At 64.4% G+C, this 18,591-nt stretch carries 17 protein-coding genes; 2 read left to right on the top strand and 15 right to left on the bottom strand.

The genetic code is table 11. The features are described 5' to 3' along the window. Window positions 1-60 precede the first annotated feature (60 nt). Together ACO07D_RS14585 and ACO07D_RS14580 are read left to right on the top strand one after the other, a co-directional pair. On the top strand, window positions 61-1,434 hold the full coding sequence (locus ACO07D_RS14585) for an FAD-binding oxidoreductase (protein ID WP_421703675.1): 1,374 nt from the start codon (window positions 61-63) through the stop codon (window positions 1,432-1,434). Next, on the top strand, window positions 1,424-1,657 hold the full coding sequence (locus ACO07D_RS14580; protein ID WP_421703674.1) for a hypothetical protein: 234 nt from the start codon (window positions 1,424-1,426) through the stop codon (window positions 1,655-1,657). The genes ACO07D_RS14585 and ACO07D_RS14580 overlap by 11 nt, the downstream gene beginning before the upstream one ends. 48 nt (window positions 1,658-1,705) lie before the next feature. On the opposite strand, the gene recN is transcribed toward ACO07D_RS14580, so the two are convergent. The 15 genes from recN to ACO07D_RS14505 all read right to left on the bottom strand — a co-directional run bounded on the left by recN (window position 1,706) and on the right by ACO07D_RS14505 (window position 18,523). Continuing rightward, window positions 1,706-3,358 carry a DNA repair protein RecN gene (gene recN, locus ACO07D_RS14575; RefSeq protein WP_421703673.1) on the bottom strand — a complete coding sequence of 551 codons (1,653 nt, stop codon included), beginning with the start codon at window positions 3,356-3,358 and terminating at the stop codon, window positions 1,706-1,708. 6 nt (window positions 3,359-3,364) lie between these two features. Then, window positions 3,365-4,297, bottom strand: a complete 933-nt coding sequence (locus ACO07D_RS14570; protein WP_421703672.1) for an outer membrane protein assembly factor BamD — start codon at window positions 4,295-4,297, stop codon at window positions 3,365-3,367. A 155-nt stretch (window positions 4,298-4,452) separates the two neighbouring features. Then, window positions 4,453-5,376, bottom strand: coding sequence for a UDP-3-O-acyl-N-acetylglucosamine deacetylase (lpxC, locus tag ACO07D_RS14565; RefSeq protein ID WP_421703671.1), 924 nt, complete (start codon window positions 5,374-5,376; stop codon window positions 4,453-4,455). Between the two features lie 232 nt (window positions 5,377-5,608). Then, the gene (ftsZ, locus tag ACO07D_RS14560; RefSeq protein ID WP_421703670.1) at window positions 5,609-7,231 is read right to left on the bottom strand and encodes a cell division protein FtsZ; all 1,623 of its coding nucleotides are present in this window, start codon (window positions 7,229-7,231) and stop codon (window positions 5,609-5,611) included. A gap of 269 nt (window positions 7,232-7,500) precedes the next feature. Then, complete coding sequence (ftsA, locus tag ACO07D_RS14555) at window positions 7,501-8,835, bottom strand: cell division protein FtsA (protein WP_421703669.1); 1,335 nt, start codon at window positions 8,833-8,835, stop codon at window positions 7,501-7,503. After that, the gene (locus tag ACO07D_RS14550) at window positions 8,832-9,731 is read right to left on the bottom strand and encodes a cell division protein FtsQ/DivIB (RefSeq protein ID WP_421703668.1); all 900 of its coding nucleotides are present in this window, start codon (window positions 9,729-9,731) and stop codon (window positions 8,832-8,834) included. The genes ftsA and ACO07D_RS14550 overlap by 4 nt, the downstream gene beginning before the upstream one ends. After that, on the bottom strand, window positions 9,719-10,639 hold the full coding sequence (locus ACO07D_RS14545) for a D-alanine--D-alanine ligase (protein WP_421703667.1): 921 nt from the start codon (window positions 10,637-10,639) through the stop codon (window positions 9,719-9,721). Before ACO07D_RS14545 ends, ACO07D_RS14550 begins: the two co-directional genes overlap by 13 nt. A 160-nt stretch (window positions 10,640-10,799) precedes the next feature. Further along, window positions 10,800-11,729, bottom strand: coding sequence for a UDP-N-acetylmuramate dehydrogenase (murB, locus tag ACO07D_RS14540; RefSeq protein WP_421703666.1), 930 nt, complete (start codon window positions 11,727-11,729; stop codon window positions 10,800-10,802). A gap of 104 nt (window positions 11,730-11,833) precedes the next feature. Next, window positions 11,834-12,082, bottom strand: coding sequence for a DUF2484 family protein (locus tag ACO07D_RS14535; RefSeq protein WP_421703665.1), 249 nt, complete (start codon window positions 12,080-12,082; stop codon window positions 11,834-11,836). After that, window positions 12,079-12,315: a DUF2484 family protein gene (locus tag ACO07D_RS14530; RefSeq protein ID WP_421703664.1), complete on the bottom strand. Its 237-nt coding sequence runs from the start codon at window positions 12,313-12,315 to the stop codon at window positions 12,079-12,081. The genes ACO07D_RS14535 and ACO07D_RS14530 overlap by 4 nt, the downstream gene beginning before the upstream one ends. An 89-nt stretch (window positions 12,316-12,404) precedes the next feature. Beyond that, window positions 12,405-13,748 carry a hypothetical protein gene (locus ACO07D_RS14525; protein ID WP_421703663.1) on the bottom strand — a complete coding sequence of 448 codons (1,344 nt, stop codon included), beginning with the start codon at window positions 13,746-13,748 and terminating at the stop codon, window positions 12,405-12,407. 52 nt (window positions 13,749-13,800) lie between these two features. Continuing rightward, window positions 13,801-15,198: a UDP-N-acetylmuramate--L-alanine ligase gene (gene murC, locus ACO07D_RS14520; RefSeq protein ID WP_421703662.1), complete on the bottom strand. Its 1,398-nt coding sequence runs from the start codon at window positions 15,196-15,198 to the stop codon at window positions 13,801-13,803. Further along, a complete protein-coding gene (locus tag ACO07D_RS14515) occupies window positions 15,199-16,305 on the bottom strand; it encodes a UDP-N-acetylglucosamine--N-acetylmuramyl-(pentapeptide) pyrophosphoryl-undecaprenol N-acetylglucosamine transferase (protein WP_421703661.1) in 1,107 nt (368 codons plus the stop codon). It abuts the gene before it with no gap. Then, complete coding sequence (gene ftsW / locus ACO07D_RS14510) at window positions 16,302-17,471, bottom strand: putative lipid II flippase FtsW (RefSeq protein WP_421703660.1); 1,170 nt, start codon at window positions 17,469-17,471, stop codon at window positions 16,302-16,304. Before ftsW ends, ACO07D_RS14515 begins: the two co-directional genes overlap by 4 nt. Window positions 17,472-17,596: 125 nt before the next feature. After that, entirely contained in the window at window positions 17,597-18,523 is a 927-nt protein-coding gene (locus tag ACO07D_RS14505) for a DMT family transporter (protein WP_421703659.1), read from the bottom strand. Window positions 18,524-18,591 lie beyond the last annotated feature (68 nt).

Below are 18,591 nucleotides of genomic sequence, written 5' to 3'. Positions count from 1 at the left end.
GTCTTCCAACTGCCTCACAGTTGACTTAAATTTGCCCGGGTACCATGAGGAAATGGTGGCATGACCATCGACACCGCACTAGCCGCGCTAACACCATTGTTAGGCGATCGCCTGAGCCGCTCCAAGTCCGATCTGGAGAGCCATGGCCAATCCGAAAGCCATTTCCCCCCCAATCCTCCGGATGCCGTCGCCTGGCCCGTCTCGACCGAGGAGGTCAGCGAGATCCTGAAGACCTGCCAGGCCCATGGCTGCCCGGTGGTGCCCTTCGGTGCGGGCACCTCACTGGAAGGGCACACGAGCGCGATCCGCGGCGGGCTCAGCCTGGATTTCTCGCGCATGAACCGGGTGCTCATGGCCGACCCGGGCGACATGGTCGCCGTGGTGCAGCCGGGGCTGACCCGCGAGGAGCTGAACGAGGACCTGCGCTCCACCGGCATGTTCTTTTCCGTCGACCCCGGCGCCAATGCCACCATCGGCGGCATGGCCGCCACCCGCGCCAGCGGCACCACCGCCGTACGCTATGGCACCATGCGCGACAATGTCCTGGCGCTGGAGGTCGTGCTGGCTGACGGGCGGGTGATCCGCACCGGTTCGCGCGCCGCGAAGTCCTCGGCGGGCTATGACATGACCGGGCTCTTCGTCGGCTCCGAAGGCACGCTCGGGGTGATCACGGAACTCACCCTTCGGCTCCAGGGCCAACCCGAGGCGATCTCGGCAGGGGTCTGCGCCTTTGACCGGCTCGAAGACGCGGTGGGCGCGGTGCAGCATACGATCCAGATGGGCATTCCCATGGCGCGGATCGAGTTCGTCGACACGATGTCGGTGAAGGCGGTCAACGCTCACTCCGACACCCATATGCCCGAAATCCCGCACCTGCTGGTCGAGTTTCACGGCTCGGATAGCGCGGTGGAAGAACAGGCCGAGATGTTCGGCGAGATTGCCCGTGACTTCGGCGCGGTCGGGTTCGAAAGCGCAACGAAGACCGAGGAGCGCAACCGGCTCTGGCGCGTGCGTCACCAGGCCTATTACGCCTGCCTGGGGCTGCGTCCCGGTGCACGGGCGATTGTCACGGACATCTGCGTGCCGATCTCGAAACTCGCCCGCGCGGTGGGCGAGACCCGCGCGGATATCGACGCAAGCCACATCCCCGGCCCGATACTGGGCCATGTCGGTGACGGCAATTTCCACGCGATCCTGCTGGTCGATCCCACCAATGAGGTCGAGATGGCCGAGGCCAAGCGCCTGGCCGCGCGCATGAGCGAACGCGCGCTGGATCTGGGGGGCACGGTAACCGGCGAACATGGCGTCGGCATGGGCAAGCTGAGCTACATGGAGGCAGAACACGGGGCCGCCTGGGCGGTGATGGGCGACATCAAGACCGCGCTGGACCCCACCGGCATCCTCAATCCGGGCAAACTGGTCCGTGGCAACTGACCCCGGGCCGGATCGGGGCGGATTTCGCCGCAGCTATCGCCGCTTCCTGGCCTGGGTACGCCTGAACGTGCCACCGGGGCTTCGGCTTTTGCTGGGGATCGTGATCATGGTGGGCGGGGTATTTGGTTTCCTGCCCATCCTAGGCTTCTGGATGATCCCGCTGGGCCTGGCCATTGCCGCGCTGGATATCCGCCCGCTGTGGCGCAGGTTTCGCGGGCGGTGACCAAGAAAATTCGAATTTTCTTGCCAATTTTCTTCGAAGAAAATTGAGTTAGGCCAGCAGTTCCCGCGCCGCACCGCGCGCCGCGTCGGTGATCACGTCCCCGGACAGCATGCGCGCAACCTCGTCCACCCGGTCGGCCGCGCCCAAAGGCACCACGGTCGACAGTGTCGTGCCCTTGACCACATCCTTCTGCACCCGCCAGTGATGCGCCCCCAGGGCGGCCACCTGGGGTGAGTGGGTTACCACCAGCACCTGGCCTCCATCGGCGGCCAGGGCCGCCAGGCGACGCCCGACGGCATCCGCCGTGGCACCGCCGACACCGCGGTCGATCTCGTCAAAGATCATCGTCAGCCCCTGGGCGTCGCGGGTCAGGCAGACCTTCAGCGCCAGAAGGAAGCGGCTGAGTTCGCCGCCCGAGGCAATCTTGTTCAGGGGCCCCGAGGGCGCGCCCGGGTTGGTGGCAACGGTAAACGTCACCTCGTCGCGCCCGTCCGGGCCATCGCCCCCCCGCTCAATCTTCGTGGTAAAGACTGCGCGTTCCATTTTCAACGGGGCAAGCTCACCAGCCATGGCCTTGTCGAGCTTCGCCGCCGCGCGGTTGCGTTTCGCGGTCAGCGCCTCGGCGCAAGTCTCATAGCCCGCACGCGCCTCGCGCAAGGCGGTTGCCAGCGCCGCAATATCCTCGGCCCCGTGGTCGATGGCAGCAAGGCGCTGGCGCAGGTCCTCAGCAAAGCTGCCCAGATCGTCCGGCGCGACCCCGTGTTTGCGCGCCAGGCCCCGGATCGCGAACAGACGCTCTTCGACCATTTCCAGCTCGGCCGGGTTGAAATGCAGTGTATCCAGCGCGGCCTCGACGCCCGACACGGCCTCGCCCAGCTCGATCATCGCGCGCCCGAGCGCGTCCAGCGGCGCGGTCAACGCCTCGCCCGCGTCCCCCGCGACCCCTTCGAGCCAGCGCATGGCGTCGCCCATGCGCCCCTCGGCCCCGTCGCCATGGCCCAAGGCCTGGGCGGCCTTCTGAATATCCTCGCCGATACGTTCAGCCGCCTGCATCAGACGGCGGCGCGCGTCCAGTTCAGCGTCTTCGCCCGGCTCCGGCGACAGCGTGTCCAGCTCGCCAACCGCGTGGCGCAGGAACTCCTCGTCGGCCCGGGCGGCTTCCAGCTTGGCCTCGGCCTCGTCCAGCGCCTTCTGCGCCGCAGACAGCGCCCGCCAACGCTTGCGGCAGGTCTCGACCGCACCGTGCAGCCCACCGAATTCATCCAACAAAGCGCGGTGCACGCGCGGGTTCAGAAGGCCCCGGTCGTCCTGCTGACCGTGCAGCTCGATCAACGTATCGGACAGGGCGCGCAGCACTTCGCCCGAAGCGCGCCGGTCATTGACCCAAGCCGTCTTGCGCCCGTCGGCGCGGTTCACCCGACGCAGGATCAGCCCGTCGTCCGAGGGGATCCCCGCCTCTTCCAGCACCGCATGGGCGGGGTGGTCGGCAGATAGATCGAACTCGGCCACCACTTCGCCCTGATCGGCGCCCGCGCGTACCAGATCGGCGCGCCCGCGCCAGCCCAGCACGAAACCCAGACTGTCCAGCAGGATCGATTTGCCCGCCCCGGTTTCACCGGTCAGCACGTTCAGGCCCGGTTGGAATTCCAGCTCCAACCGGTCGATGATCAACATGTCGCGGATTTCAAGCGTGCGCAGCATCGGCGCTTACAGCCATTCGCCCCGGACCAGTTGGCGATAGAGCGTCGCCAGCCAGCTGTCGCCCGTGGCCTCGGGTTCCAACCCCTTGGCGGTCAGCAGGCGATAGCTGTCCTCGTACCACTCGGTCGACTGGAAGTTGTGGCCCAGGATCGCGCCCGCGGTCTGCGCCTCGGCATCCAGCCCCAGAGCCAGATAGGCCTCGACCAGACGGTGCAGCGCTTCGGGCGTATGGGTGGTGGTCTGGAACTGCTCGACCACCACACGGAAGCGGTTGATCGCCGCCGGGTAATGGTTGCGTTTCAGGTAGTACCGCCCGATCTCCATCTCTTTCGCAGCGAGGTGGTTGAAAGCCAGGTCGAATTTCAACACCGCCGAACGCGCATATTCCGTGTCAGGATAGCGTTCGATCACCACGCGCAACGCCTGGAGCGCCTGGAAGGTCAGCCCCTGATCGCGGCCGATCTCGTCGATCTGGTCATAATAGCTCAGCGCCAGCAGGTACTGCGCATAGGCCGCGTCCTCATCCGCCGGGTAGAAGTCCAGAAAGCGCTGCGCGGTGGCGCGCGACAGTTCATATTCGCGGTTCTTGTGGTGGGCGAAGGCCTGCATGATCAGCCCGCGCTTGGCCCATTCCGAATAGGGATACAGGCGTTCAACCTCGCCGAACCATTTGGCGGCGTCTTCGAACTCGTTGTTGTTCAGGTCATATTCGCCGCGCTTGTAAATTTCTTCGGCGGTATATTCCTCGATCGGTTTGCGTTCGACGCGGTTGCTGCGGAAGCTGCTGAAGAAGCCGCCACCGCCACCGGAATTGCCTGCCGAACTGGAGCCGCTGCCCAGCGAGCCGCTGCCAATCGATCCGAAACCGCCGCAGCCCGACAACAGGCCAATCACGGCAAGAGAAACAAAGGCTTTCGTAGCGAACCCGTTGCGCGTCATGTGGCGCCCACCCCGTCAATCCATTCCCGCACGGTCCAAGCCGCGCCTGATTGCAGACTCACTAGCACAGAAAAATTCCGGGCAAAATGGTCTATGGTCGATTTTGCAGCCGTTTCCTGCCGGTCGCCCTGAACCGCCGCAGATCAGACAAAGTCTCAGGCCGAAAGCGGCAGGTCATGCGCGCCCACGCCAACGCCCGGCAGGTGACGCGCGGTCTGCGCATCGCTGACATCCAGCGACCAGTTGGCGTCATCCTCGAACAGGGCGCGCAGGAGCGCATTGGTCATCGCGTGACCGGCCTTATGCCCCACATAGCGGCCCAGAATCGGCGCGCCTGCGGTGTAGAGGTCACCCAGAGCATCCAGCATCTTGTGGCGGACCGGCTCGTCCGCGCGGCGCAGACCACCGGGGCTCAGCACCGCATCCCCATCGACGACCACGGCGTTCTCCAGCGTGCCCCCCAGCGCCAGCCCGTTGGCGCGCATGGTGTCCACGTCAGCCTGGCGGCAGAAGGTGCGGCAGTCCGACAGTTCGCGCACGAAGCTGCCATTGGCCATGTTCAGGCTCAAATCCTGGGTGCCGATTGCCGCGTCGGTGAAATCGATGTGAAAGCGAATCTCGAACCCGTCAGCGGGTTCCAGGCGCGCCCAGGCGTCGCCATTGCGCACTTCGACCGGTTTCAGCACGCGCAGCACATGCACGGGGCGGTCCTGTTCGCGGCTGCCAGCCTCGATCAGGCGGGCAACAAACTTGCTGGAGGAACCGTCCAGGATCGGCACCTCGGCCCCGTCAATGTCGATCAGGGCGTTGTGGATGCCACAGCCCGCCAGAGCGGCCATGATATGTTCGATGGTTGACAGGGTGACCCCATCCGCGTTGATCAGACGGGTGCAAAGCGCGGTCTGTTCGACCTCGCGCCAATGTGCAGGCAGGATATTGTCGCGCCCATCGGTCACGTCCGTGCGCCGGAACCGAATCCCGTGGCCCGCCGGGGCCGGGTTCACGGTCATGCGCACAGGGCGGCCTGAATGCAGGCCGGTGCCAGAGAAGGTGACGGGGGTCGCAAGGGTTGTCTGCACGACGAATCCATGGGTTGCCTCCCGGACTCAGTTTGCCCGGTTGCGAATGAGGTACTGTCACGAAACTGTAACCTCAACTCAAAGTTTGTAACGGATTGAAACATCCTGGTAACCTTTGGGCAGAACCCCGCCCAAGCATAATTAATTCCCACTCAAGCTGCTGAAATACAAAAGAAAAGGGCCGGTTGGAACCGGCCCCTTCTGGATCAGATGTGACTGCGATTTTGCTGTCTTAGTTGGCCTGGCGGCGCAGGAATGCGGGGATTTCCACCTTTTCCTGCTCCGGGTCCATCGCAGGCTCCTGCTGCTGCGCCTGCACCGGCGGTTGCTGGCGGGCGGGTTGGCCCTGGGCCTCGGCGCCATGGCCGGTCATGCGGTTGATCAACGAGTTGATCCCGAAACGCGGCTTGTCGCCACCGGGCTGCGCGGGCTGCTGGGCCTGCGGTTGCGGGGCCATGCCCTGGGCGCGCGGCTGGTTCTGCACGGCCGCCTGCAGGCGGGCCAGAGCTTCCGGCGTCGGGGTGCCCGGCACCGGGGCCTTGGGGGCAACGAACTGGGCCACTTCGGCCTCGTCCTCGTAGCCACCGTCGTAGCCGCCACCATAGGCGGCCGGGGCGGCAGGCGCGGCCGGTTCCGGCTGAGCTTGCTGCGGCTGGTAGGCAGGCGGCGGCAGATCGCCACCGGCTTCCTCGGCCGGGAAGACGTTTTCAACCTGCTCTTCGGCGGCCGCCGCGGTGGCGTCCAGGCCCTCGTCGAACAGGGTGCGTTCGGCGGTGGTTTCCTCAACCGCGACAGGTTCCTCGACCGGAGCCGGTTCCTCGGCCACCGGCGCGGCAGCCAGCGGTTCGGCCAGGCGGCGACGCGGCACCGGGATGTCCTGCACCACTTCGGCGGCGTCGATGCCGGTCGCCACGACCGACACGCGCATGTTGCCGTCAATATCCGGGTCCAGCGTCGAGCCCACGATGATGTTGGCGTCCTGGTCCACCTCTTCGCGGATGCGGTTGGCGGCCTCGTCCAGTTCGAACAGGGTCAGGTCGTAGCCACCGGTGATGTTGATCAGCACACCCTTGGCGCCACGCAGGCTGATTTCGTCCAGCAGCGGGTTGGCGATGGCCTTCTCGGCGGCCTGGATCGCGCGATCCTCGCCCGCGGCCTCGCCGGTGCCCATCATCGCCTTGCCCATCTCGTCCATCACCGCGCGCACGTCGGCGAAGTCGAGGTTGATCAGGCCCGGGCGCACCATCAGGTCGGTCACGCCCTTGACGCCCTGGTACAGAACGTCATCGGCCAGGCTGAAGGCCTCTGTAAAGGTGGTCTTCTCGTTGGCCAGGCGGAACAGGTTCTGGTTCGGAATGATGATCAGCGTGTCGACCATCTTCTGCAGCTGCTCGACGCCATCCTCGGCCTGGCGCATGCGCTTGGCGCCTTCGAACTGGAACGGTTTGGTCACGACGCCGACCGTCAGCACGCCCAGCTCACGCGCGGCCTGCGCGATGATCGGGGCAGCACCGGTGCCGGTGCCCCCGCCCATGCCGGCGGTGATGAAGCACATGTGGGCGCCAGCCAGGTGGTCTACGATTTCCTCGATGGTCTCTTCGGCGGCGGCGGCTCCGACCGAGGCACGGGCGCCCGCGCCCAGACCTTCGGTGACCTTCACACCCATCTGGATGCGCGCGCCAGCCTTCGACTGCTGCAGCGCCTGGGCGTCGGTGTTCGCCACGACGAACTCGACCCCTTCCAGTTCCTTTTCGATCATGTTGTTGACCGCGTTGCCACCCGCGCCACCGACACCGAACACGGTGATCCGGGGTTTCAGCTCTTCCTGACCGGGCATGGTGAGGTTCAAGGTCATCGCTCTGTCCGCCTGTTACTGTCGCCGTTATGTGGTCCCGTCCCGAACCTTCGGCGCGTTTACCTGTGTGGCCCCGCGATATAGCGGGGCTCTGCCTATTACAGGGCATATTGGCTCATTTCCACGCTTTCGTCACGCGAAAAACGCCAACACACCGCAAAATGTTGGGTGTTTTCAAAAGGTTTTCAGCAGGATTTCGCTTGTCACACGAAATCTTGTGTCTGTGGACAAATCTGTGGAAAAGGCATCATTTCAGCCTATTCAACAGCTTACCAGTTGTCCTTAAACCACTTCAAGGCGCGCTTCAGCGACCGGGCCGGATAACTGTCTGCGGGAATGTCGAAATCCCACCATTCATCCTGCGGGTGTGCCGCGAACAGGCACAGACCGACCGAGGAGGCGAAGGCGGAGCCGGTGACGCTCTGCGGCAGGCCCTGCACGCGCAAGGGGCGGCCGATGCGCACCTGCTGGCCCAGGATACGCGGTGCAAGCCCGTCGAGACCGGGGATCTGGCTGGCCCCGCCGGTCAGCACGATCTGCTGGCTGGGCAGATGATCGAAACCTGCGGCGTCCAGGAGGCCCCGCGCCTCTTCCAGGATCTCCTCGACCCGTGGGCGCATGATAGCAATCAGGTCAGAGCGGCTGACCGTGCGACGGTCGTGTTCCCAATCGCCGGTCTCGCCACCGATCTCGATCATCTCGCGGTCGTCCATGCCGGTCGCATGCACCCCGCCGTAGAAGGTCTTGATCCGTTCGGCGGTGGCCATGGGCACTTGCAGCCCCTTCGAGATATCGGCGGTCACGTGATCGCCACCCAGGCGCACGCTATCGCCATAGATCATGTGTTTCTTCATGAAGATCGACAGGCCGGTCGAGCCGCCGCCAAAGTCGATGCAGGCCGCCCCCAGCTCCTGTTCATCCTCGACCAGTGCCGAGACCGATGAGACATAGGCAGAGCTGGCCAACCCCGCGACATCCAGGTCGCAGCGCTTGATGCAATAAAGCAGGTTGCGAATGACCGCGCTGTCGACGGTCAGCACATGCATGTCCACCGACAGGCGGTTGCCGATCTGCCCGCGCGGGTCCTTCAGGCCCGAGCGATGGTCCAGCGCAAAGTTCACCGGCTGAGCATGCAGCACCTCGCGGCCTTCGCCGATATCCGGCATGTCGCAGGAGGCCAGCACGCGGGCCACATCGTTTTCCGTCACGCTGCCGCCGTCCAGATCGACCGCCCCGGCCAGACCATAGGAGCGCGGCGCCCCGCCCGAGAAACAGGCAATGACGTGGTCGACGCGAATGTTCGCCATCTTCTGCGCCGCCTGCACCGCAGTACGGATGGCGCGCTCGGTCTCCTGCATCGCGTCGATCTCGCCAAAGCGCACCCCGCGCGAGCGGGTGGTGGCCGCACCGATCACCCGGAAGGCGGATTGTCCAGCCATGGTGCCGACTCCGTCGGCCTCGCGGAACCGATCCGGCCCGTCGAAGCGCAGAACCAGGCAACCGATTTTCGAGCTGCCGACGTCCAGGATGGCAATCACCCCGCGCTGCATCGCAGCAGTGCGGTGAGCGCGCATGGCGCGTTGTTGGGCGTAAAGATCGGTCATTGTGCGGGGCCTCCCAATTCCAGGCCTTTGATACGGCGCAATTCTTCGGTTGCGGATTGACTCATGCGCAGGGTCGGGCGCGACGGGTTGCGCATGTCGATCACGGTCAGGTCGCGGGCCAGAAGCTCCTGCGCCTGGTCCAGGGCGAGCACCTGCTCAAGCGCCTGAACGGGGTTGTCTTCGGGCAGAAGGATGCGCTGTTCGCCCTCCAGGACCACGTCCCAACGGCGTTCGCCCATGCGCACGAGCCCGCGCAGCTTGCCACGCAGCGGGCTGGCCGCGCGCAGGATCGCCATCGCCTCCGGCACCCGGTCCGAGGCCCCTGCTCCGGCCAACAGCGGCAGGTCGGCCCGTCCGGCGCGCGAGGAAATCGTCGCGACCCGGTGGCCGGTGCCATCCAGCATCTCCAAGGACGCAGAGGTGCGCCACAACACCACCGGTTCACGTTCACGCACCTTGACCTCCAACACGCCGCCGGGGCGCACCCGCAGGTCGACCTGTTCGATCACATCCAGCGCGGCGACCTCGGCCTGCATGGCTTCAAGGTCCAGGTCGAAACTGGAGATCGGAAACTCGATAGGCATCAGCTGGCGGATCGCATCGTCGACCACGGGGGTTGCACCTTCAATCACCATCAGCTTGACCATGAATTCGGGGCGTTCCTCGACCGCACGGCGCATTTCCTGCGCCTTTGTCATCAGCGCCTCGCGCCGGTCGCCATCCGCCAGGTAGACACCGGCGGCCAGGGTCACGACAAAGACCGGTAGGCCCACGCGGGTCAGCTGCCGCACGAAGGGGGTCAGCCACAAGCGATGCGCCTTATAGGCCACACGCGAGGGGGCTGGATCACGTTTCTGAGGGGCCGCAGCGGGGCGGGAAGCGCTCAGCGATTGCATGATGCGTCCTCCACCATCCAGCGGCAGATATCGCCAAAGCTCATGCCCATATGGGCTGCCTGTTCGGGCACCAGAGAGGTGGGCGTCATGCCGGGTTGGGTGTTGACCTCGAGGATGATCAGCCCGTCCAGGCCACGGGCCTCGTCCCAGCGGAAATCAGTGCGCGACACGCCGCGACAGCCCAGCGCGTCATGGGCGCGCAGGGCGTAGTCCAGGCAGGCCGCCTCGATCTCGGCAGGGATGTTGGCGGGCAGTTCGTGACGCGAACCGCCCTCCTTGTACTTGGCGTCATAGTCGTACCAGCCATCGGTAATGATGTCGGTCACGCCCATGGCCCTGTTGCCCATCACCGCGGTCGTCATCTCGCGCCCGGGCGCATAGGTTTCGACCATGACCGTGTCGGGCATGCTGTCAGACAGTTTCGGCGGGGAGTTGGCGCCTTCATTCACGATATAGATGCCGACCGAGCTGCCTTCGTTGTTGGGTTTGACCACATAGGGCGGTTCGATCACATGACGCGCCTGCACCTCGGCCTTGTCAGCCAGCACGCTGTGCACCACCGGCAGCCCCGCTTCGCGGAACACCTGTTTCGACCGTTCCTTGTCCATCGCCAGGGCTGAGGCCAGCACGCCGGAATGCGTATAGGGCAGGCCCAACCACTCCAGCACACCCTGCACGCAGCCATCCTCGCCCCAGCGACCGTGGAGCGCGTTGAAGACCACATCTGGCTGAACACTCTCAAGGCGCGCCACAAGGTCCGCGCCCGCGTCGATTTCGATGACCTCGAAACCTTCTTCCCGCAAAGCCGTGGCGCATTCGCGCCCGGAGCTCAGGGAGACCTCGCGTTCTGCCGAGGGGCCACCCATCAAGACCGCGACTTTCGGGGCTGTCCTGCTCGACTTGCCCACGTTAGTTGCCTCGTACCAAGGCCGTTTACCGGCCCTTTTGCCTCGTTAACGGACCGGTTTTTCCGACCCTTGATGATTATGTCGAACCGTTGTGGTCCGTTGTTCTGAGTATACTGCTGCGCCCTTCGTTGAGGGCAAGGTCGGAACGTTCGCGACGCCCCTAGTCAACCACAGGTTCACCGACCCGCTTGATTTCCCATTGTAGCGCTATGCCGCTGTTCTCGTAAACCTTTTTTCTGACCAATTCACCAAGGCCTTCCAGGTCGGCCGCCGTGGCCTCGCCTGTGTTGGTCAGAAAGTTCGAATGCATCCGGTTCATCTGCGCCCCACCCAGGGTTGCACCGCGCATCCCGGCGTCGTCGATCACCTTCCATGCTTTGAGGTCGTGGGTGTCATCCGCCTTGCCGGTCGAGCTGAAGCCCGCCGGGTTGCGGAAGGTGCTGCCCGCCGTACGGTCCTTGGTGGGCTGGGTTTCGTCCCGTTTGGCGAGCTGCGTGGCCATATGCGCCTCCAACTCGGCAGGGTCACCTGCCGGGCCTTCGAATGTGGCCTCAACCAGCACCCAGCCCTCGGGCAGGTCGGTCTGGCGGTAGGCGAAGTTCAGATCGTCGGTGGTCAGTGTCACCAACTCCCCTGCCCGCGTGACCGCCTTGGCCGAGACAAAAACATCCGCCACGTAATCGCCATAACAGCCTGCGTTCATCCGCACCGCGCCACCGATCGCACCAGGGATGGTGCGCAGAAAGGTCAGGTTCACACCCGCCGCTGCCGCCTTGCGCGCCACATGGGCATCCAGCGCGGCGACACCGGCGGTGACGCGGGTGCCTTCCACCTCGATCCCGTTGAAGCCGCGCCCCATGCGGATCACCACGCCACGAATGCCGCCGTCACGCACGATCAGGTTCGAGCCCACCCCCATTGGAAAGACCGGGATGGACGGGTCGAGCGCCGCCAGAAAATCTTGCAGATCCTCGACATCTGCAGGCTGAAACAGCCAATCCGCAGGCCCGCCCACGCGCAGCCAGGTCAGGTCGTTCAGAGGACGGTTCTCGGTCAAGGTGCCACGCACCGGGGGCAGATCAAAGCTCATGTTTGCGTCATAGCGGCGGGGGGGACGCGTGCCAAGGGGGCGCGAGAACTCCCTGTGCAGGACGTCCATCGAGCGTCAGCGAATAAGACAACCTTGGAGCGGCGCTACCGGCTCACCCGCGCGCGTACCCAGCGGGTCAGGTAGATCACCGGCCAGCGCAGGATCGACATGCCGGCCGCCGCCACGACAATGGCCACCAGCGGGCCGTTCTCATAGGTGACGAAGCCCAGGATCGGAATGCCCACGGCGATCAGTGCCCAGGCCGCCGGCCAATGCTGGCGGCGAGAGGGGAACATCGCGATCACATTGGCAAGCACCGCCCAGGCGCAGGCAAAGGTAAGAGACAGGGTCATTCCTGCGGCTCCGAATGGCGACCCAGCGCACGCCGGGCGAAATAGATCAATGGACGGCGGAACATGGACAGAAATGCCGCGAGCGCAAGGGCAAAAACAACCAGCCCGTGCTCTTTTGCAATGAAATACATCAGGATCGGGGCCATCACCAGCAGGAACAGCCCCGGCACGTACTGCGTGCGCATCGGCAGGAAGGCCACGCCGGTGGCGGCCAGCCCCCCAGAGACAGGCAAGGATCAGAAGGAGGGACATGGCGAGGCCTCTTGCCGGTCAATCACGCGCCACTTGCGCAGATGCACATTCATCTGCCTGAAAAAGTGGGTCATCCGCCGTCCTTCCGGGTCACAAACTCCTTCGCAGCCTTCGCCGTATCCACGATCTTCTTGCCACCGAACACGACCGCCCCGGCAATCAGCGCTTTGTCAGGCGCCACGCCAATCATCGGCGCCATGAAGGCACACCCTCCAACAAGCGCAGCACGGTAGCTGTTGTCCACAAGGTCAGACATATTGTCCGGGCAATCCCCCGGCGCGCGGCGAGGCCATTCCTTGAGGCGACGCAGGATCAGACGGCTCAGCTTCTCCGCCTCCTCTGCCTCGGATTGTGGCATCTGCTCCTCAGATGGCACCAGAACCTGCAACCGCGACACGGCGCTACGAATGGTCATCAAGCCGGCAATCTGCCGCTTTGCCTCTTCTGCGTCGTCCTCGTCACGATAATTGCGGTGTTGCAACCGTTCGATCTCAAGGTCGATATAGCCGAGAATGGTTTCAATGACCGGCGGCAAGTCGAGGCGGTTCTGCACCATGGCCGCAGCCGTTTTGCGAATTTGCGAGGGGCTCCCCGCTGGAAGGCTTTCCCATTCGGCAGTTCCACCAACCGGATCGGGATCCGGGGGCGTTGCGTTTTCCTTCTTACCCTTGAACTCCCGCTCAATCTTGGCAATCTCCGCCGCCACCGCGTCAGGGTCTTTCCAGGTCTCGTCCGCGATACGCTGAACGATGGCCAGAAGCATCTCGGGGTTCATCGGCTTGCCGTCTCGCTCGGACAGCCACCAACGGCGCCAGAAGTCCCAGCTGGAGGGGGGATCGGCGGCCCAGAAGTCGAGCATTTTCTTGTCAGTAATTGAGAACCAATCGGGCGAACTCGCACCCCACAAAGGGCCAAGTACCCTATTATTGGTTCGATCAAGAACCCAAACATCTCTACTCAACTCGAAAGTAGTTTCTGCTGAGTATCCCGTGTCTCTTTCGTAAAGGTGCTGAACCGCTTCAGTCGCGTAACTCATTGCCGAAAGAGCTGCGGAAAAGTCGCTGTCAGATATGGCATCTGCGATTGCAATGGCTGAATAAGCAGCGGAAGCACCCGATGGGTCTTCTTCAGAAATTAGGTTAGAAGCTAAGTCCGCTGCATCGGCAGCTATAGGGGCATATTCGACCATTCTTGGGAGTGCGTGCACTGCTACACGCCCAACAAGAATCGCCCTTAAAACTTGGAGTTCTGCAAAGCCCTTTGTTTCGGCCCCCTTACGCCTGACCGCAACAACCCAAAGAGGCAAGACCCTCAACGCGGCTCTCGAAACAATTGATACCACATCGCCAAACGAACGAGTTTTAAGCCAAGCTTCTAGGCCTTCTTTGTCACCAATTTCTTCAAGCTGAACCATGGCAGCAGCCTACCTGGATTTGCCCGGCGTTCAACCGGCGCCGTGCCGCAGATCAGCCCAGTCGCGCAGGCAAAGCGTTGGCCCAGGCGGAGATCGTGCCCGCCCCCAGGCAGACCACCATGTCGCCGGGTTTCGCCTGCTCCTTCACTAGGCGCATCAGGTCATCCTCGCTGTCGACATTGCGGGCGTGGCGGTGGCCGTGGGCGATGAGGCCCGCGACCAGGTCGTCGCGGGTGGCGCCTTCGATCGGGGCTTCGCCGGCGGCAAAGACCTCGGCGATGCCGACCACGTCGGCCTCGTTGAAGCAGGCGCAGAAATCGTCGAAGAGCGAGTGCAGGCGGGTGTAGCGGTGCGGTTGGTGCACGGCGATGACGCGGCCCTCACAGGCTTGGCGGGCGGCCTTCAGCACGGCGGCGATTTCCACCGGGTGGTGGGCGTAGTCGTCGATCACAGTGACGCCGTTCACTTCGCCCACCTTGGTGAAGCGGCGGTTCACGCCGCCGAAGTCGGCCAGCGCCTGGCGGATCTCTTCGCGTTTCATGCCCAGATGGCGCGACACCGCCACGGCGGCCAGCGCGTTCGACACGTTGTGGTCGCCGGGCATCGGCAGGGTGCAACCTTCGATGACGGTGCCGTCCTGGTGCAGCTCGATGTCGAAATGGGCCACGCCGCCCTTGTAGGTCAAGTTCACCGCGCGCACGTCGGCCTGGGCGTTGAAACCGAAGGTAATGACGCGGCGGTCGGTAATCTTGCCGACCAGGTTCTGCACCTCCGGATGGTCGGTGCAGCAGATCGCGACGCCGTAGAAGGGAATGTTCGACACGAACTCAAGAAAACCCTTTTTCAGCGTGTCAAAGTCGCCCCAGTGCTCCATATGCTCGGGGTCGATATTGGTCACGATGGCGATGGTGGCGGGCAGGCGGTTGAAGGTGCCGTCGCTTTCGTCGGCCTCCACCACCATCCATTCCCCCTGCCCCATACGCGCGTTCGAACCATAGGCGTGGATGATGCCACCGTTGATCACGGTCGGGTCGATCCCGCCCTTTTCCAGCAGCTCGGCGACCATGGTGGTGGTGGTCGTCTTGCCATGGGTGCCGGCGATGGCGACGTTGGACTTTAGGCGCATGAGTTCCGCCAGCATCTCGGCCCGGCGCACCACCGGCAACCCGCGTGCGCGGGCGGCGTCCAGTTCGGGGTTGCCCGGTTTGATCGCTGACGAGATCACGACAACCTCGGCCTCCTCCAGGTTGTCCGCCGCCTGGCCGATGAAAACCTTGGCGCCCAGCCCTTCCAGCCGCTTGGTGATCTTCGAGCTTTTCAGGTCCGAGCCCTGGACCCGGTAGCCGTGGTTCAATAGCACCTCGGCGATGCCCGACATACCGATGCCACCGATGCCGGTGAAGTGGATGATGCCCATTTCGGTGGGCAGTTTGGTGGCGGCGGCGTTCATTTACTCGGCTACTCCTGTCAGGTCGTGCACCATGTCCACAAGGCGCTGGGTGGCGTCGGGAATGCCCTGTGCGAGGGCAGCGTTCGCCATTTGCAAGGCGCCTTGCGGGTTGTCCAATACGGCAGCGATTTGAACTGAGAGCGTCGGAACGTCAAGCTGGCTTTCCGGGATCAGGATCGCGGCCTGGGCATCGACCAGCCCACGGGCGTTGGCGCTCTGGTGATCCTCGGTCGCATAAGGGTACGGGATCAGGATCGAGGGGCGGCCGATCACGCTGATATCGGCGACCGATCCGGCGCCTGCGCGAGAGATGACCAGCTGCGCCTCGGACAGGCGGGCGGGCACATCGGAAAAGAAGGGCTGAACGTCCGCGCGGATGCCATGGGCGTCGTAGAATTCCTTGACCCGCGCGCCATCCTCATCGCGCGCCTGGTGGCTGACCGAGACATGGCTCAGGATATGGTCGGGCAGCGCGGCAATGGCACCGGGCACATTGTCGGACAGCGCGCGTGCACCCTGGCTGCCGCCGATCACCAGGATCGACATCGGGTAGTCTCCGGGCGCGATGTAACCGGCACCCGCACGTTCCAACACCGCGCCGCGCACCGGGTTGCCGGTGTGCACGGCCTCGACGCCCTCGGGCACGGCGGTGGGCCAGGTGCCGCAGGCGAGCTTGTGCACGCGTTTGGCAAAGAGCTTGTTGACCCGCCCCAGAACACCGTTCTGCTCATGGATCATGCGCGGCAGGCCGAGCAGCGTGGCCGCGCCCAGCGCGGGAATGCTCGGGTAGCCACCGAAGCCGACCACGCAGGCGGGCCGGTCACGGCGCATGCGCGCGGTCATCGACAGGATACCGCCCAACACCTTGAAGGGCACGGCGAGCTTGGCCAGCACACCGCCCCGCGCGAAGGTCGCCGACGAGACCTGTTCGATCTCGACCACATGGGGAAAGCCGCCGGTGTAGCGCGCGCCGCGCGCGTCGGTGGACAGTTTCACCCGCCAGCCCTTGCGCAGCATGACCTCGGCCAGGGCCTGGGCCGGAAACATATGGCCGCCGGTCCCCCCGGCGGCGATGACAAGAAGCGGCGGATTTTGGGGGGTGCTCATCGAAGCCCTCGTTGCAACAGGATGTCGCCGATTTTCCCCTGCGGGCGGGTGCGGGTAAAGGCCAGAAGCATGCCCAGAGCCACGCCCCCCGCGATAAGCGACGATCCGCCGTAGGAGACGAAGGGAAGCGTCATCCCCTTGGCGGGAAGCAGCCGAACCGCGACCCCCATGTTGATCAGGGCTTGCACGCCGAACATGGCGGCCAGACCGGTGCCCGCAAGGCGGATGAACATGTCACGCTCCTGGATCAGACGCAGGAAGCTGCGCACAACGATGGTGGCGTAAAGCGCGATGATCACCAGGACCAGGATCAGCCCATATTCCTCGGCAGCCACCGCGATGATGAAGTCGGTATGGGCGTCCGGCAGGGACCATTTCACTTGACCCTCGCCCACGCCTACGCCGAAATAGCCGCCTTCGCGAATGGCGTTGGTGGCATAGCCCAGCTGGGTGGTCGGATCGACCTCGGGGTTCAGGAAGCCATCAATGCGGCGGGCGAAGTGTTCGGAGTTGTTATAGGCAAACATGCCGCCCATGATCACGACCAGGGCGATGGCGATCAGCAGGGTAAAAGGCGCGCCGGCCAGGAAGTACATCACGCCCCAGCCAAACAGGATCAGCGCCGATTGGCCGAAATCCGGCTGCATCGCCAGGAATCCCACCACGGTCGCCGCCAAGACCAGCGAGATGGTTTTGCCCGGCGGGCCGTTGATCTCGTGACTGGCGGCCATCAGCCAGGCGCAGACGATGACGAAGACGGGTTTCAGGAACTCGGACGGCTGGACGGAGGCAAAGCCCAGCGAATACCAGCGCACCGCGCCCTTGCCGAAATCCGTGCCCAGCACGGGCAGCAGCGCCAGCGCGGCGAAGGCGCCGATGAAACCCAGCACGCCCAGACGACGCACCAGCTGCGGCGGCATCATGGTGGTGGCGAACATGGCCACCAGGGCTGCGCCACCAAAGATCATCTGACGCTCGACATAGTGGAACGGATCCAGCCCGTTGCGCTCCGCCAGCGGCGGCGAGGCGGCAAGCCCCAGAAGCAACCCGATCCCGAACAGGATCATCACGCAAGACACCGACCATTTGTCGATCGTCCGCCACCAACGGGGAAGAATGGGCTCACCTGCTGCTTGCGGGAGCGCACCGTAAACCATCTCGGTCATGGGAAAACCGCCTGAAACTGCCTCATTTACACGCCCGGTTGTCCGGGTCTGGGGGTGATTCTATCCCGAAAAGCGAATCAGCGCCAGAGGGATTGTGTGGCAGGTCATCAGCTCTCCGCGTGCGCCTACTGTCCGCCCGGCCCCATCGCCTGACGCCCCTTGCCCCGCTCCAGCCCCAGCTGACGCTCGCGCCAGATGATCAGGATGCCCGCCGCAATCACCAGCGCGGCGCCTGCCAGCATCGGCACGGTCGGCACTTCGGCGAAGATGAAATAGCCGATCAGCAGGGACAGCAGCATCGAGGCATAGTCAAACGGCGCAATCAACGCAGCTTCGGCGTGGCGGAAAGCCGTGGTCAACAGCCCCTGCGACACGCCGCCGATTACGCCTGCGAGCACCAGGAAGGTCATCTCGACCGGGCTGGGCCAGGCCCAGCCGAAGGGGAAGGTCAGCGCCGACAGGCAGACCGCCGTCAGCGAGAAGTAAAAGACGATGGTCGCCGGGTGTTCGATCCCCACCAGCTTGCGCACGAAGATCTTGGCCAGAGCCGCAAAGGTTGCCGCCATCAGCGCCAGCACCGCACCGAGCGTCTGGACGGTGCTCACGTCCCCCTCGGAAAAAGCCGTCAGGCGCGGTGACAGGATGATCAAGACACCGACAAGCCCCAACCCCACGGCGGTCAGACGAAAGGCTCGCACCTGTTCGCCCAGAAACATGGCGGCAAAGATCACCGTCAGAATGGGCGCGGCAAAGAAGATCGCCGTCACTTCAGGCAGAGGCAAAAGCCCCAGCGCCGAGAAATTCAGCCCCATCGCCGTGGTGCCCAACAGCCCGCGCCATAGGTGCCCCAGAGGGTTCTTGGTCCGCAGCCCGCGCTTCAGGTTGCCGTCCAGATACAGCCAGACCAGGATCACCGGGATCGCGAACAAGGACCGAAAGAACACCGCCTGCCCCGGCGGCACCCCGTCGCTGGCGGCCTTGATCAGCGCCGCCATCGACACGAAGCCCGCCACCGAGGCGAGTTTCAACAGGATTGCCCGGGATGTGTTCATGCGCCCATGGGTAGCGCTTAACATGTGAAATGCAAGAGGGGATGCTCCATCACAGGCGCTTCGCCAAC

Source organism: Aliiroseovarius sp., from assembly GCF_965228805.1.
In the GTDB taxonomy this organism is placed as follows: domain Bacteria; phylum Pseudomonadota; class Alphaproteobacteria; order Rhodobacterales; family Rhodobacteraceae; genus JASBTN01.
Note: the sequence above shows the minus strand (reverse complement) of the source record. Positions and strands in the feature narration are given on the sequence as shown.